Consider the following 15408-nt stretch of genomic DNA (forward strand, 5'->3'; position numbering starts at 1 on the left):
GGGAGGCCCCGATGTCCCTCGGGGACCGCCTCGTGGCGGCGGCCTACTCGGTGGGCTGGGTGGTGGCGGGCCGGGCGCCGGAACGGCTCGCCGCGTGGGTCTTCCGCGTGCTCGCCGACCTGCTGTGGTCGCGGCGGGGCAAGTCCGTCCTGCGACTGGAGTCCAATCTGGCCAGGGTGATCGGGGCCGACCCGTCCGACGCCGCCGTCAGGGAGTTGAGCCGCGCCGGCATGCGGTCCTACTTCCGCTACTGGATGGAGGCGTTCCGGCTGCCGTCGATGAGCCGTGAGCGCATCCTGTCCGGCACCGTGGCCCCCGGCGGGCAGGCCATCTTCGACAACGTCGACAGCGGGCGCGGCGCGGTGATGGCGCTGCCCCACATGGGGAACTGGGACATGGCGGGCGCCTGGCTCGTCCACAAGGGCTACCCGTTCACCACCGTCATGGAACGGTTGAAGCCGGAGTCGCTGTACGAGCGGTTCATGGCCTACCGGGAGAACCTCGGCATGGAGGTCCTGCCCCTCACCGCCAGGGGCGGCGGCAGCGCGATGGCGTTCGGCACGCTGGCCAAGCGGCTGCGTGCGGGCCGGGCCGTGTGCCTGCCCGCCGAGCGCGACCTGACCGACTCGGGCGTCGAGGTCGACTTCTTCGGGGCGAGGACCAGGATGGCCCCCGGACCGGCCCTCCTGGCGGTCCAGACGGGCGCCGCCCTGCTGCCGGCGATCTTGTGGTTCGAAGGCGACGGATGGGGCATCCGCATCCATGAGGAGATCCCCGTGCCCGCCGAGGGCACCCGGCAGGAGAAGGTCGCCGCGATGACGCAGAGCCTCGCGGAGGCCTTCGAGAAGGGCATCTCCGAGCATCCGGAGGACTGGCACATGCTGCAACGCCTGTGGCTGGAGGACCTGCAGCCGCGCCACACGGGAACGCCGTGAAGATCGGCATCGTCTGCCCCTACACCTGGGACGTCCCTGGAGGCGTCCAGGCGCACATCCGGGACCTCGCCGAGGCGCTTCTCGCCGACGGGCACGAGGTGTCCGTCATCACTCCGGCCGCCGACGACACTCCGCTGCCGTCCTACGTGACCTCGGCGGGCCGCGCCGTGCCCGTGCCGTACAACGGGTCGGTGGCCCGCCTGGCCTTCGGATTCCTGTCGGCCAACCGGGTGCGCAAATGGATCAGGGAGGGCCGGTTCGACGTGCTGCACGTCCACGAGCCCGCCGTGCCGTCCCTCGGCGTCCTGGCGTGCTGGGTGGCGCGCGGGCCGACGGTGGCCACCTTCCACGCGTCCTATGAGCGCTCGCGGGCCATGTCGGTGGCCGCGCCGATGCTGCAAAGCGCCCTGGAGAAGATCAACGCCAGGATCGCGGTGTCCGACGCCGCCCGTAAGACCCTTGTCGAGCATCTCGGCGGCGACGCGGTGTTGATCCCGAACGGCGTCACCGTCGCCAGATATGCCGAGGCCGCCCCCCTGCCCGGATGGGGGCCCGACGGCAACGTCATCGGCTTCCTCGGGCGGATGGACGAGCCGCGCAAGGGGCTGCCGGTGCTCCTGGAGGCGTTCACCAAACTCGTCCCGGAACGGCCCGGCCTCCGGCTGCTCGTCGCCGGGCCGGGCGACCACGACGACGTGCTCGACCGGGTGCCCAAGCCGTACCGGGACCGGATCGGGCTTCTCGGCATGGTGAGCGAGGCCGACAAGGTGCGCGCCTACCACTCCGTGGACGTCTTCTGCGCCCCCAACCTGGGCGGAGAAAGCTTCGGCATCGTGCTGACCGAGGCCATGTCGGCCGGGGCGCCGATCCTTGCCAGCGACATCCCGGCCTTCCGCCGGGTGCTCGGCGGAGGGCAGGCGGGCGCGCTGTTCACCACCGGCGACGCGGGCGCGCTGGCCGCGGAGGCCGCGCGGCTGCTCGACGACCCGTCGCGCCGGGCCAAGCTCTCCGACGAGGCGCGCCTGGCCGTGCGCAAGTACGACTGGTCGACCGTCGCCCGCGACGTCGTGCGGGTCTACGAGACCGTGGCCCACGCCGAGACCGGAGTCGTGGAGGAGATCGCGTGACGGCGATATCCATCCTGGGCGTCGTGCTGGCGCTGCTGGCGCTGCTGGCGCTGGCCAGCGTCTACGTCTCCTGGCGCGCCGGGCGACTCGACCGCCTCCACATCAGGCTGGAGACCGCTCAGGCCGCCCTCGACGCGGCGCTGCTGCGCCGCGCCGGGGTCAGCCTGGAGCTCGCGGGGTCACGCGTGCTCGACCCGGCGACGTCCCTCGTGCTCGCCGCCGCAGCCCACGAGGCCCGTACGGCCGGCCCCGACGAGCGTGAGCACGCGGAGAGCGACCTGTCCAAGACGCTCAGGGCGGTCGTCGACCAGGAGAGGTTCAAGGAGAAGCTCGCCGAGCACCCCGCGGGCCCCGAATTGATCAAGGAACTCGACACGGCGGTGACCAAAGTCGTCTATTCGCGGCGGTTCTTCAACAATGCGGTCGCGGTCACCCGTACGGCACAGCGTCGCTGGCTGGCCCGCACCCTCAGACTCGCCGGGCATACCGAATATCCGCAGTTCTTCGAGATCGACGACGCACCCCCCAAGTCCTTTGCCACTGAATAGTCTGATTTGACTGAATGCATGGGGACATTGGAGTGGCCGCCGGTAAGCTCATGCCGTTTCATGGCATGAGGGCGTGCGACCGGGGGCGATCCGAACGTCGCGCACCCTTCATCGGGAGGTGCTGAGGGATGCGGGCAGTGACGGGCTTCACGCTTGCCGTGGGGGTCGCGATCGCGGGAGCGGCATGCTCCTCCGGCGACCAGCCGGTCAGGCAACCACAGGCGGCGACGATGGGGGCCTCGCCGTTCGTGTCCCCGACGCCCACCCCGCCTCCCCTGCAGCCCTTCACGGGCCGCACGGTCTCCGCGCTCAAGCCGGTGCTGGTCGTCAAGATCGAGAACACCCACGCCGGCAAGCCCCAGATGGGCCTGCGCAGCGCCGACATCGTGTACGTCGAGCAGGTGGAGGGCGGGCTCACGCGGCTGATGGCCGTCTTCTCCTCCAAGCTCCCGAGCCAGGTGGGGCCGGTGCGCAGCGCCCGCATCTCGGACCTGCACATCATTCCGCAGTTCGGCAAGCCCGCCCTCGGCTATTCCGGCGTGCAGCCGAAGATGATCCCCTACGTCAAGAGGGCTCCGCTGTTCGACGTCTCCGACAGCGCCGCGCCCTCGGCGTACGCGCGGGTGCCGGGGCGGGTCGCACCGTACAACCTGTTCGCCAGCCCGAAGAAACTGCTGGCCAAGGCGCCGGACGCGAGCAAGGCCCGTGACATCGGCTTTGTCTTCGCCGACGAGGCGCCTGCCGGGGGAGTCCCCAAGAAGGCCTACACCGTGCGGTACCCCGCTGCCAGGTTCACCTTCACGTGGTCGGGTGCGCAGAAGCGGTGGCTGGTGACCCAGGACGGCGCCAAGGACGTGGCGGCCGAGGGAGGGCAGCAGGGGGCGCCCACGGTTGTGATCCAGTGGGTCAAGACCACGCGATCACAGTTCCATGACGTCAACGGCAGCTACACCCCTCTGGTCCAGACGGTGGGCAAGGGGACCGGCGTCGTGCTCAGGGACGGCAAGGCCTACAACATGGTGTGGTCGCGCTCCTCGGAGGCGGAGGGCACCACGTACACGACGGCCGACGGTCAGCCCATGCCGTTCGCCAGGGGACAGGTCTGGGTCGTGCTGGCGTCGAAGAAGCCCGTCGCCCCGTGAATCATGCACTTTGTATAAACGAGAGCCCCGAATCCTGACAGAGTGGAACGTAAGGGGATGGACTGCCCAGGACCTACGATGGAAGAGAAATCATCGGCCCGCCGACGTGAGGTAGCACCGTGTCCAGCAGCACCCCCGAAGTGAACGAGTCCGCCGTCGGAACCGCCCGCGTTAAGCGCGGTATGGCGGAGATGCTCAAAGGCGGGGTCATCATGGATGTCGTCACCCCGGAGCAGGCCAAGATCGCTGAGGACGCCGGAGCGGTCGCGGTCATGGCGCTCGAGCGGGTGCCCGCCGACATCCGCGCCCAGGGCGGCGTGTCCCGGATGAGCGACCCCGACATGATCGAGGGCATCATCGGCGCGGTCTCGATCCCCGTGATGGCCAAGGCCAGGATCGGCCACTTCGTCGAGGCCCAGGTGTTGCAGGCGCTGGGCGTCGACTACGTCGACGAGTCCGAGGTCCTGACCCCGGCCGACTACGCCAACCACATCGACAAGTGGCAGTTCACCGTGCCCTTCGTGTGCGGCGCCACCAACCTCGGAGAGGCGCTGCGCCGCATCACCGAGGGCGCCGCGATGATCCGCTCCAAGGGCGAGGCCGGCACGGGCGACGTCTCCAACGCCACCACCCACATGCGGCAGATCCGCGCGGAGATCAAGCGGCTCACGTCGCTGCCCGAGGACGAGCTCTATGTCGCGGCCAAGGAGCTGCAGGCGCCGTACGAGCTGGTCGCCGAGGTGGCCAAGGCCGGGAAGCTGCCCGTCGTGCTGTTCACCGCGGGAGGCATCGCCACGCCGGCGGATGCCGCGATGATGATGCAGCTGGGCGCGGAGGGCGTGTTCGTCGGGTCGGGCATCTTCAAGTCGGGCGACCCCGCCAAGCGGGCGTCGGCGATCGTGAAGGCCACCACGTTCTACGACGACCCCGACGTCATCGCCAAGGTCTCCCGCGGCTTGGGCGAGGCCATGGTCGGCATCAACGTGGACGACATCCCCGCCCCGCACCGCCTCGCCGAACGCGGCTGGTAGCAGGTAGCGGTAACGGCTCCTGCGTCATGAGCCATGGGCCATGGGTAACGAGTCATGGGTCATGGTCATGGGGTAATGAGGCGTGATCATGCAGAAGTTCGTGCGCGTATGGGTTGACGTGCCCAAACTCCGTTCGTGATCATGCAGAAGTTCGGGAAGATGTGCTCTGGCCTGCGCCGACGCCTTTCGTGATCATGCAGTTCGATCGCCTGGCCGTACGGCCGGAGCTGCATGATCACGTTGGGCTGCGGTGCAGGCCGGGCTGTTTCCGGCGAACCTCTGCACGATCACGGTCCGTATCGGCGCAGGCCAGGGCGTTTCTGGCGAGGTTCTGCATGATCACGGCAAATGCTTCCGCAGGTCAGAGCCTTGTCCGTGAAGTTCTGCATGATCACCATCACATGGCCTGCATGATCGTGAGGGGCGGGTAGGGTCGCGGTTGTGAGCACGGACGACACCCCGCGGCTGGCCGAGAGCCTCTCGACAGAACTGCGCCACATCGTGATGCTGCTCCGCCGCACCACAGCCGGGCAGCCTGTGACCGCCCAGCAGTACTCCGTTCTCGGCTCCCTTGAGGCTCTTCCGCGCCGGATGTCGGAGCTGGCGGAGGAGCACGGCGTGCAACTGCCCACGATGAGTGTCCAGATCAACCGCCTGGAGGACGCGGGGCTCGTCGCGCGCGGCTTCGACGCCTCCGACGCTCGCGTCCGCACGGTCGAGCTGACCAGCGAGGGGAGGTCCCGGTTGCATGCCGTACGGCAGGCCAGGGTCGCCTATCTGTCCGACCGGCTCGACCGGCTCACGCCCGAGGAGCGCGAGGCGATCGCGGCGGCGCTGCCGGCTCTGGCCAAGCTCGGCCGGGGCTGACCGGATGACGCCGGTTTGGGGCGTCGGCCGCGATGGTCATACGCTGAATCGGCCACCATGAAAGGCTCAGGCGGCGAAACGGCCGCCGGAAGGCCCCGCGAGGGCCGCCACACGAAGGGAACACCGTGACCGCTGCGCCGACGATCGGCGTGCTCGCCCTGCAGGGCGACGTGCGCGAGCACATCCGCGCGCTGGAGCTCGCGGGTGCGGGCGCGACGCCCGTACGTCGCCAGCGGGAGCTCGACGCGGTCGACGCGCTGGTCATCCCCGGCGGGGAGTCCACCACCATGTGGAAGCTCGCCACCACCTTCGAGCTGCTGGAACCGCTCCGGCTGCGGATCAAGGACGGCATGCCCGCCTACGGCTCCTGCGCCGGCATGATCATGCTGGCCGACCGCATCGAGGACGGCATCGAGGGGCAGCAGACGATCGGCGGCATCGACATGGTGGTGCGCCGCAACGCGTTCGGCCGGCAGGTCGACTCCTTCGAGGAGGACCTCGACTTCGCCGGGCGCGGGCGGATGCGCGCAGTCTTCATCCGGGCGCCCTGGGTCGAGTCCGTCGGCCCAGACGTCGAGGTGCTGGGCCGCACCCACGGCCAACCTGGGGATAGGATCGTCGCGGTCCGTCAGGGACCTCTGCTCGCGACGTCCTTCCACCCGGAGCTGACCGGGGACGCGCGGGTTCATTCGTATTTTGTCGAAATGGTGAGGGAGCTCTAGGCGATGTCCGGCCACTCCAAATGGGCGACGACGAAGCACAAGAAGGCGGCGCTCGACTCCAAGCGCGGCAAGCTCTTCGCCAAGCTCATCAAGAACATCGAGGTCGCGGCCAGGACCGGCGGCCCCGATCCGGACGGCAACCCGACGCTGTACGACGCCATCACCAAGGCGCGGAAGAACTCCGTCCCCATCGACAACATCGAGCGGGCGCGCAAGCGGGGTGGCGGCCTTGAGGCCGGCGGCGCCGACTGGCAGACCATCATGTACGAGGGCTACGCCCCGGGTGGCGTCGCCATCCTGATCGAGTGCCTGACCGACAACCGCAACCGGGCGGCCTCGGAGGTGCGCGTCGCGCTCACGCGCAACGGCGGCTCCCTCGCCGACCCCGGGTCGGTGTCGTACATGTTCAACCGCAAGGGCGTCGTCATCGTGCCCAAGGCCGAGCTGAGTGAGGACGACGTGCTCATGGCCGTCCTCGACGCCGGTGCCGAGGAGGTCAACGACCTCGGCGACAACTTCGAGGTCGTCTCCGAGGCCTCCGACCTGATCCCGGTGCGCAAGGCGCTGCAGGACGCGGGTATCGACTACGAGTCGGCCGAGGCGAGCTTCATGGCCACGATGAACGTCCCGCTCGACGAGGAGGGCGCCCGCAAGGTCTTCCGCCTCATCGACGCGCTCGAGGACAGCGACGATGTCCAGAACGTCTGGGGCAACTTCGACGTCAGCGACGAGGTCATGGAGAAGCTCGACCTCTGAGGCCCGCGGCGGGGCCAGGCAAGGGGCCAGGCAAAACGGCTCGCATCGGTTGCCACGGTTCGCCTATTTTGTCGCCCGTGGACATTCGTGATCTGACGGCCGACGACCTCGACGCCGTGCTCGACAACCGCAAGCGCGCCTTCGGCCCGATCTCCGCCGCGAACGTTGAGACGTGGCGGAAGATGGTCCTCCCCATGCTGCCCGAGGGCCGCTTTCTCGGCCTGTTCGACGGCACGCGGCTGGTCGGGACGGCCCGGATCAATCCGTACACCCAGTGGTGGCACGGGCGGCCGGTTCCGATGGGCGGCGTGGCCAGCGTGACCGTGGCTCCGGAGGACCGGGGCCGCGGCGCGGGCCGCGCACTCATGGCGGCGGCGATCGACCGGTGCGCCGATCTGGGAGAGGCCGTCTCGGCGCTCTACCCGGCCACCACGCCGCTCTACCGCAGCATGGGCTGGGAGCACGCCGGGGCGCAGACGACGGCGACGCTGCCCACCGAGGCGCTCCGCGGTCTGGGTGACGGCCCCGCCAGGAGCGTGAAGCTGCGGCGCATGGGCCCGGACGACGCCCCGGACCTCATGAAGGTGATCGAGCGCGTCCACGCGTCCAGCCGCGCCTCGGGCCCGATCGGCTGGGACGAGCGGCTCTGGCGGCTGTGGCTCGATGACGACGACGACTTCTGCTACCTGGCGGACGACGGATTCGTGATCTACCGCTGGGACGACGGCGACATCGAGGTGGACAACCTGATCGCCGGGTCCGAGGCCACGGCCCGCGCCCTGTGGTCGCTCGTCGGCACCGCCTCGTCCATCGCGACGTCCGTCAAGGCCTGTCTGGAGCCCCGCGACCCGGTTTTGTGGATGCTGCGGGAGCGGTCGCGCGACCAGATCAAGCAGAACCGCTGGATGTTCCGCGTGATCGACCTGCCCGCCGCCGTCGGGCGACGCGGCTACCCCGCCGGTGTGTCGATCGACGTGGCCGTCGAGGTCGACGACCCGCAGCGGCCGTCCAACACGGGCACCTGGCGCATCCAGGTCTCCTCGGGGTCGGGTACGGCCACCGCCGCACATGCGGAGACCGGGTCCGTGTCGCGCCTCAAGATCGGCGGCCTGTCGGCGTTGTACGCCGGGGTTCCCACGGCCACGCTGCGCCGCGCGGGACTGCTCACGGAAGGCTCGCCGGAGGCCGACGACGCCCTCGACGCGGCGTTCGGCTGCGACGCCTACATGGTCGACTACTTCTGATCGCACCCGAACCTCGCCGTAGCGGTGGCAGGGCCGCCGGATCACGGTAGAGTTCAGGACCGAACAGGTGTTCGGCGGCAGGAACGGGCCGCCAGCGGACCAGGGGAGGCCTGCCGGTGCGGATGCCCGAGTTGCGCGTGCTGGGCGTCGATCCCGGGCTGACGCGATGCGGCCTCGGGGCCGTGAAGGGACGCCCCGGAGCTCCCCTCGACCTGGTGGCCGTCGGCGTGGTCCGCACGCCTCCCGACGACGACATCGGCGCCCGCCTGGTGGTGATCGAGGCCGAGATCGAGCGATGGCTCGACGAAATCAAGCCGGACGCCGTCGCCGTCGAGCGTGTCTTCGCCCAGCACAACGTCCGCACGGTCATGGGCACGGCCCAGGCGTCGGCCGTCGCCATCGTGTGCGCCGCACGCCGGGGGCTGCCCGTCGCCCTGCACACCCCCAGCGAGGTCAAAGCCTCCATCACGGGGAACGGCAACGCCGACAAGAAGCAGGTGGGCACCATGGTCACGCGGCTGCTGCGGCTGGACGCCATGCCGAAACCCGCCGACGCCGCCGACGCGCTGGCGCTGGCGATCTGCCACGTCTGGCGGGGCGGCGTGCAGAACCGGCTGGCCGAGGCGCTGGCGGCCCGGTCACGGGGAGGCGCCTCACCCGCGGTCACGCTCGCCTCCGGCTACCGGCATACGCCCAGCGGGCGCCGTACAGACGACCGGCCGGCCACGTGACCCGCTTCGCCGTCGGGCGGACGTTGTCGGCGGCCTCTGGTACTACTGGGGTCGGCGTGGAGGCCGGGCTCGCTGCACAGGAACGCTGGACGGCAGGCCGGGAGAGGTCAGGGATGGGGGCGGGGCAGTGATCGCATCCGTGGCGGGAGAGGTGACCGCCATCGGGCCGGACGCCGCCGTGATCGAGGTCGGCGGAGTCGGGGTGCTGGTGCACTGCACCCCCGGCACGCTCGCCACCCTCAGGGTGGGTGAGCCGGCCAGGCTCGCGACCGCCCTCGTCGTGCGCGAGGAGTCCCTCACCCTGTACGGCTTCGCCACCGACGACGAGCGCGCCGTCTTCGAGCTGCTGCAGACGGCGAGCGGAGTGGGTCCGCGCATCGCCCTGGCCATGCTGGCCGTGCACACGCCCAACGCGTTGCGGGTGGCCGTGGCGGCCGCCGATCTGAAGGCGCTGACCATGGTGCCCGGCATCGGGCAGAAGGGCGCCCAGCGCATCGTGCTCGAGCTCAAGGACAAGCTCGGCACCCCCGATGAAGCCGTCAACGCGGCCCTGAACGGCGGCGGGCGCGCTCCGGCATGGCGTGAGCAGGTCCACACCGGCCTGGTCGGCCTCGGCTATTCCGCGAAGGACGCCGACGAGGCGGTGGCCGCGGTGGCCTCCGAGGCCGATGCGGAGCTCGCCGCCGGCCGGTCCCTCCAGGTCGCCGCGCTGCTCAAGTCGGCACTGCGCGCGCTGAGTGTGCGATGAGAGCCGGTGGCGCGATGGACGTTCACCTGCATGGCCCGAGCCGTGACGCGGGGGAGGGCGCATGAGCGGCGGCCGCGACCTCGTGTCCCCCGAGCCGGACAACGACGAGTACGCGATCGAGGCCGCGCTGCGGCCCAAGCGGCTCGACGAGTTCATCGGGCAGGCCCGGGTGCGCGAGCAGCTGTCACTCGTGCTGGAGAGCGCGATGCGGCGCAACCGGCCGCCCGACCACGTGCTGATGAGCGGCGGCCCCGGCCTCGGCAAGACCACGCTCGCGATGATCATCGCGGCGGAGCTGGGGATGCCGCTGCGGGTCACGTCCGGCCCCGCGCTGGAGCGCGCCGGCGATCTGGCCGCGATCCTGTCGACCCTCTCCGAGGGGGAGGTGCTGTTCATCGACGAGATCCACCGCATGGCCCGTCCGGCGGAGGAGATGCTCTATCTCGCGATGGAGGACTTCCGGGTCGACATCGTGGTCGGCAAGGGCCCGGGTGCGACCTCGATCCCCCTGGACATCGCGCCGTTCACCCTGGTGGGGGCGACGACCAGGGCGGGGCTCCTGCCCGCGCCGCTTCGCGACAGGTTCGGCTTCACCGCCCACATGGACTTCTACGAGGCGGCCGAGCTGGAGCAGGTGCTCACCCGGTCGGCCCGCCTGCTGTCGGTCGACCTGCCCCCTGAGGGCGCCCACGAGATCGCGCGGCGCTCCCGTGGCACGCCGCGAATCGCCAACCGCCTGCTCAGGAGGGTCCGCGACTTCTCCGAGGTGCGAGCGGACGGTCTGGTCACCAGGGAGATCGCCTCTGCCGCGCTGAACCTGTACGAGGTCGACGGCGAAGGGCTCGACCGGCTCGACCGGGCGGTCCTCGGCGTTCTGCTGCGCAAGTTCGGCGGAGGCCCCGTCGGTCTTTCCACCCTCGCCGTCGCCGTGGGGGAGGAGCCCGAGACCGTCGAGGTCGTGGCCGAGCCCTTCCTCGTACGGCAGGGGCTGATCGCCCGGACTCCGCGGGGACGGGTGGCGACGGCGTCGGCCTGGGCGCATCTGGGCCTGACACCGCCTCCTGACGCGTTCGGCGCATCGGTGCTGCCGAGCCTGTTCGACGAGGCATGACGGGCTGTGACCACGAATGGCCGGCGGCAGCATTGTGGGCGAGAAGAACGAGACGGTAAAGACGAGACGAAATCCCATCAAACGGTGGCTGATGATGCTCGTGGGATCACAAATCGGTTTCGAAGACTATGAACTAGGAACTTTCCCGCGAGCTAGAACGTGGCTTCGTTGCCGGGCTTCTATGGGCTCGCATACACTGCGTGGCTTGACTGGCCGCTTACGCTGACTTGTTCGTCGTGACGGCGGCCGCGTGCCAACGCGCATCAAATTTCCGGCGTAAGGCCGGTTCACCATGTAACGGAAGGGTGGACCCGTGGGTAACAGCCCGCTTTCCACGTTCGTGCTGCTGATCTTGCTCGTGGGAGTGTTCTACTTCCTCCTGATCCGGCCGCAGCGCAAGCGGCAGCAGGAGCAGGTCCAGATGCAGAACACGCTGGCCCCCGGTGCTCGGATCATGACGACGACCGGCCTGTTCGCGACCGTCGCGCGCATCGAGGACGACGACGTCATCCTGGAGATCGCCCCCGGAGTCGAGACCACATGGCTCAAGGCGGCGATCGGCCGTGTGGTCACTCCCGTCGAGGGAACCTCTGATGCTGAGGCGGACCAGCCCGTGACCGACACGACGGAGAAGACCGACACGGCCGACACGGCGAACGGTGATGACTCAAGTACCAAGCAGTCCTGAGTAGGCTGATCGCACACCCTTTGACGAAAGAACAGACCACCAGTGGCCCCACCGACAAACAGCCAGATAAAGCCGGGACGCACACTCCTGGTGCTCCTGGCGATCATCCTCGCCATGGGCGCGACGATCGCCCTGCAGAAGGCGTTCGTTCCTAAGTTCGGCCTTGACCTGGCCGGCGGGACCACGGTGACGCTGTCGCCGGTTCTCCTCGACGGCAAGCCGCCACCATCGGAAAGCATCGATCAGGCCGTCAACATCATCCGGGCGCGCGTGAACGGCAACGGTATCGCCGACGCCCAGGTCGCGCGGGCGAACGACAACATCGTGATCCAGATCCCGGGAGTCGGCCAGCAAGAGGCGCTCGGGCTCGTCTCCACCACCGCCGAGCTGCGGATGCGCCAGGTGCTCGCGGTGGCCGCGTCGACCAACCAGCCGGTTCAGATGCCGACGACGGCTCCGACGCCCACCGGTTCGGGTGCTCCAAGCGCCACGCCGGGCAGCTCGACCGGGTCGACCTCGTCTCCGAGCGCGACCGCCACGCCCGCGGGCAGGGCGCTGTCCTCGGCGCTGACGGCTCCGACGCCGACGCCCACCGGGTCGGCGGACGGCAAGAACGCCAAGGGCGGCAAGAAGGACGCGGCGAACGCGGACGCGAAGGCCAGCCCGGCCCCGACGGCCGAGCCCAGCGCTCCCGTCGACAACGACCCGCTGGCCGGCCAGGACACGAGCGGCATCGACCCGGCACTGCTGACCCAGTTCCGCGACATCGACTGCACCGCCAAGAACAGGGGCCAGGGCCTCCCGGACGACCCGAACAAGCAGATCGTCGCCTGCAGCGACGACGGCTCGGCTCGCTACATCTTGGACAAGGCGGCCGTCCAGGGCACCGAGATCAGCGGCGCCCAGTCCGGCACCGACTCCACGACCGGCGAGTGGATCGTCAACATCACGTTCAAGTCCAAGGGCGCGACGCAGTTCGCCGACATCACCCGGCGGATCACGACCCTTCCGGCGCCGCGCAACCAGCTGGCGAACGTGCTCGACGGCCTTGTGATCGTCGCCCCGACGATCGAAGAGGCCATCCCCGGTGGAAGCGCCCGAATCTCCGGCAACTTCACCCAGGTGACCGCCACCGCCCTCGCCGACCAGCTCAAATACGGCGCGCTGCCGCTGAAGTTCAAGCAGAGCCAGGTCACGTCGGTCTCCTCGACGCTGGGACAGGACCAGCTGCGTGGCGGCCTGATCTCGGGCGGCATCGGCCTGCTGGTGGTCGTGATCTACCTGCTGCTCTACTACCGCGGCCTCGGCCTGATCGGTGTGGCGAGCCTCGGGGTGGCCACGGTCGTCACCTACTCCACGGTGGTGCTCCTCAGCCACAACGCGGGATTCCGGTTGTCGCTGCCGCACATCATCGGCCTCGTGGTGTCGATCGGCATCACGGCCGACTCGTTCATCGTGTACTTCGAACGAATACGTGACGAGATCAAGGAAGGCCACCGCACGCTGCGGTCGGCCGTCGAGGTCGCCTGGCAGCGTGCCCGCCGGACGATCCTGGTGGCTGACGCGGTCATGTTCATCGCCGCGATCGTGCTCTACGCCCTCGCGGTCGGCGACGTCGCCGGATTCGCGTTCGCGATGGGCCTGACGACGGTGATCGACATTGTGGTCGTCTTCCTCTTCACCAAGCCGCTGATGTCGCTGGCGGCCCGGATGCGGTTCTTCTCCAAGGGCCATAAGTTGTCCGGACTCGACGCGGAGCGCATGGGCCGTACGCGCCCTGCCGAGCAGACCCTGCAGGAGGCATGATGCCTGGTGTTATCAGCCGCCTGTACCGCGGCGACATCAACATCGACTTCGTCGGCAAGCGCAAGATCTGGTATGCGCTGTCGGCCTTCCTGCTGATCTTCTCGATCATCGGGCTCATCATTCACGGCCTCAACCTCGGCGTGGAGTTCAAGGGCGGGTCGGTCTTCGACTTCGCCCGGACGCCCGGGTCGAGCGTGGAGCAGGTCCGGGACACCGTTACGGGAGCCGGCCCGCACCAGGTGATCGTGCAAGAGGCCGGGGACAAGAACTGGCGGGTCACCACGGAGAGCCTCGACGGCGCCGAAGTGACGAAGGTCCAGCAGGCGCTGTCCAAGCAGTTCGGCGTGCAGGAGAACCAGGTCAGCTCGCAGGTCATCGGAGCGACGTGGGGCGGTGAGGTCTCCCAGAAGGCCTGGATCGGCCTCGTGGTCTTCATGATCTTGATCATGTTGTACCTCTCGGTCGCCTTCGAGTGGCGGATGGCGCTGGCCGCCGTCGTCGCGCTGGTACACGACCTGGTGATTACCGCAGGCATCTACGCGTGGTCCGGGTTCGAGGTCACGCCGGCGACGATGCTCGGCTTCCTGACGATCCTCGGTTATTCGCTGTACGACGCCGTGGTCGTCTTCGACATGATCAAGGAAGTCACCGGCAAGCTGGGCTCGTCGGCGAGGATGACCTACACCGAGGCCGCGAACAACGCGCTCAGCCACACCCTGATCCGGTCGCTGAACACCTCGCTCGTCGCGATCCTGCCGGTGGCGGCGATCCTGTTCATCGGCACCACGCTGCTCGGAGCGGGCACGCTGAAGGACCTGTCGCTGGCGTTGTTCGTCGGCATGATCGTCGGCACCTACTCCTCCCTGTGCGTCGCCACGCCGATCCTGGTGACGCTGAAGGAGCGGGAGCCGAAGTGGCAGGCCCTGGCCAAGCGGGTGGCCGCGCGGCAGGCCTCGGTGGCCAAGGCGGCGGCCGCAGAGGCGGTTGCCGCGGGCGACGGCGCCTCGGCCAAGGAGCCGGTCACGGCCGGAACGCAGAACACCGCCCAGGCGGACGGCAAGCGCAAGAAGCGCTAGCCGTCCCGGGTTCGTCCGTCCACGAAGCCCCCGCCACCCGCAAGGGTCGCGGGGGCTTCGTGATCTCTCCCTCGGCCGTGATGGCGCACGAGAGCGCTCGGCCGTACGAAAGGGTTTCGCCCGCGGTGCTCTAGGGTTGGCGTCGTGACTGACTGGAGCACGCTGATCAGAGACGTCCCGGACTACCCGAAGCCGGGGATCCTGTTCAAGGACATCACGCCCCTCCTCGCCGATCATGCGGCGTTCACGCAGGTGGTCGACGAGCTGGCTGATGGCCTGGTGTTCGACAAGGTGGTCGGCATCGAGGCACGCGGGTTCATCCTGGCCGCGCCCGTCGCCTACCACAGCGGCGCGGGGTTCGTGCCGGTGCGCAAGAAGGGCAAGCTGCCCGCCGCGACGCTGGAGGAGTCCTACGAGCTCGAGTACGGCTCGGCCACCATCGAGGTGCACGCCGACGCATTCACGCCGGGCGACCGGGTGCTGATTGTGGACGACGTACTGGCCACCGGCGGGACGGCTGAGGCCACCGTGGCACTGATCAGGCGAGCCGGGGCGGAGATCGCCGCCGTCTCGTTCCTCATGGAACTGTCCTTCCTGTCGGGCAGGGACAGGCTGCAGGGCCTGGAGATCCGGACCCTTCTCACCGTCTGACCGTACGGGGACGATGAGGCTTGCGGGGGCGGCGGTTCCGCGGGCACGACGTCTCGGAGGAGAGTGCTGTGGCGGCACGGATACACTGAGGGATCTGGACTCGACGTAAGGAGTCTGTGTGCCCCGTGATGTGGTCGTGCCTGACAGCGCGAGGGACGGACGCGGAACGGATCCGCGCGAGGCCCCCGAGCCCGTCGATGTGCCCGCGGACGCGGCCCTCGATCC

At 69.3% G+C, this 15408-nt stretch carries 16 protein-coding genes; all 16 read left to right on the forward strand.

Annotated features, from left to right (window positions below):
* The first annotated feature begins 11 nt into the window (after positions 1–11).
* Positions 12–935, forward strand: coding sequence for a phosphatidylinositol mannoside acyltransferase (locus Pth03_RS32580; protein ID WP_203948289.1), 924 nt, complete (start codon positions 12–14; stop codon positions 933–935).
* Positions 932–2062: a glycosyltransferase family 4 protein gene (locus tag Pth03_RS32585; RefSeq protein ID WP_203948290.1), complete on the forward strand. Its 1131-nt coding sequence runs from the start codon at positions 932–934 to the stop codon at positions 2060–2062. The genes Pth03_RS32580 and Pth03_RS32585 overlap by 4 nt, the downstream gene beginning before the upstream one ends.
* Positions 2059–2610 (forward strand): hypothetical protein, encoded by a 552-nt coding sequence (locus tag Pth03_RS32590; RefSeq protein ID WP_239119533.1) that lies wholly within the window; start codon positions 2059–2061, stop codon positions 2608–2610. The genes Pth03_RS32585 and Pth03_RS32590 overlap by 4 nt, the downstream gene beginning before the upstream one ends.
* Positions 2611–2738: 128 nt before the next feature.
* Positions 2739–3752, forward strand: a complete 1014-nt coding sequence (locus tag Pth03_RS32595) for a DUF3048 domain-containing protein (RefSeq protein ID WP_203948291.1) — start codon at positions 2739–2741, stop codon at positions 3750–3752.
* Between the two features lie 119 nt (positions 3753–3871).
* Positions 3872–4783 (forward strand): pyridoxal 5'-phosphate synthase lyase subunit PdxS, encoded by a 912-nt coding sequence (pdxS, locus tag Pth03_RS32600; protein ID WP_203948292.1) that lies wholly within the window; start codon positions 3872–3874, stop codon positions 4781–4783.
* 441 nt (positions 4784–5224) lie between these two features.
* Positions 5225–5650, forward strand: a complete 426-nt coding sequence (locus Pth03_RS32605) for a MarR family winged helix-turn-helix transcriptional regulator (RefSeq protein ID WP_239119534.1) — start codon at positions 5225–5227, stop codon at positions 5648–5650.
* Between the two features lie 125 nt (positions 5651–5775).
* A complete protein-coding gene (pdxT, locus tag Pth03_RS32610) occupies positions 5776–6372 on the forward strand; it encodes a pyridoxal 5'-phosphate synthase glutaminase subunit PdxT (RefSeq protein WP_203948293.1) in 597 nt (198 codons plus the stop codon).
* Positions 6373–6375: 3 nt separating this feature from the next.
* Positions 6376–7128, forward strand: coding sequence for a YebC/PmpR family DNA-binding transcriptional regulator (locus Pth03_RS32615; RefSeq protein WP_203948294.1), 753 nt, complete (start codon positions 6376–6378; stop codon positions 7126–7128).
* 77 nt (positions 7129–7205) lie between these two features.
* The gene (locus Pth03_RS32620) at positions 7206–8372 is read left to right on the forward strand and encodes a GNAT family N-acetyltransferase (RefSeq protein WP_239119535.1); all 1167 of its coding nucleotides are present in this window, start codon (positions 7206–7208) and stop codon (positions 8370–8372) included.
* A 131-nt stretch (positions 8373–8503) separates the two neighbouring features.
* Positions 8504–9103, forward strand: a complete 600-nt coding sequence (ruvC, locus tag Pth03_RS32625) for a crossover junction endodeoxyribonuclease RuvC (protein ID WP_203948337.1) — start codon at positions 8504–8506, stop codon at positions 9101–9103.
* A gap of 127 nt (positions 9104–9230) precedes the next feature.
* The gene (gene ruvA, locus Pth03_RS32630; RefSeq protein WP_203948295.1) at positions 9231–9851 is read left to right on the forward strand and encodes a Holliday junction branch migration protein RuvA; all 621 of its coding nucleotides are present in this window, start codon (positions 9231–9233) and stop codon (positions 9849–9851) included.
* Positions 9852–9912: 61 nt separating this feature from the next.
* Positions 9913–10962, forward strand: coding sequence for a Holliday junction branch migration DNA helicase RuvB (ruvB, locus tag Pth03_RS32635; protein WP_203948296.1), 1050 nt, complete (start codon positions 9913–9915; stop codon positions 10960–10962).
* Positions 10963–11275: 313 nt separating this feature from the next.
* Positions 11276–11650: a preprotein translocase subunit YajC gene (gene yajC, locus Pth03_RS32640; protein WP_203948297.1), complete on the forward strand. Its 375-nt coding sequence runs from the start codon at positions 11276–11278 to the stop codon at positions 11648–11650.
* 90 nt (positions 11651–11740) lie between these two features.
* Positions 11741–13456: a protein translocase subunit SecD gene (gene secD, locus Pth03_RS32645; protein ID WP_239119536.1), complete on the forward strand. Its 1716-nt coding sequence runs from the start codon at positions 11741–11743 to the stop codon at positions 13454–13456.
* Positions 13453–14532: a protein translocase subunit SecF gene (secF, locus tag Pth03_RS32650; protein WP_308442401.1), complete on the forward strand. Its 1080-nt coding sequence runs from the start codon at positions 13453–13455 to the stop codon at positions 14530–14532. Before secD ends, secF begins: the two co-directional genes overlap by 4 nt.
* A gap of 144 nt (positions 14533–14676) precedes the next feature.
* Complete coding sequence (locus tag Pth03_RS32655; RefSeq protein WP_203948298.1) at positions 14677–15183, forward strand: adenine phosphoribosyltransferase; 507 nt, start codon at positions 14677–14679, stop codon at positions 15181–15183.
* Positions 15184–15408 lie beyond the last annotated feature (225 nt).

This window comes from Planotetraspora thailandica, assembly GCF_016863335.1.
GTDB lineage: Bacteria > Actinomycetota > Actinomycetes > Streptosporangiales > Streptosporangiaceae > Planotetraspora > Planotetraspora thailandica.

What these genes read in the sequence shown, in the direction of transcription:
- Pth03_RS32595 (WP_203948291.1), top strand. Translation starts at nt 2,739, where the DNA reads ATGCGGGCAGTGACGGGCTTCACGCTTGCCGTGGGGGTCGCGATCGCG.
- Pth03_RS32580 (WP_203948289.1), top strand. Translation starts at nt 12, where the DNA reads ATGTCCCTCGGGGACCGCCTCGTGGCGGCGGCCTACTCGGTGGGCTGG.
- secF (WP_308442401.1), top strand. Translation starts at nt 13,453, where the DNA reads ATGATGCCTGGTGTTATCAGCCGCCTGTACCGCGGCGACATCAACATC.
- Pth03_RS32615 (WP_203948294.1), top strand. Translation starts at nt 6,376, where the DNA reads ATGTCCGGCCACTCCAAATGGGCGACGACGAAGCACAAGAAGGCGGCG.
- ruvB (WP_203948296.1), top strand. Translation starts at nt 9,913, where the DNA reads ATGAGCGGCGGCCGCGACCTCGTGTCCCCCGAGCCGGACAACGACGAG.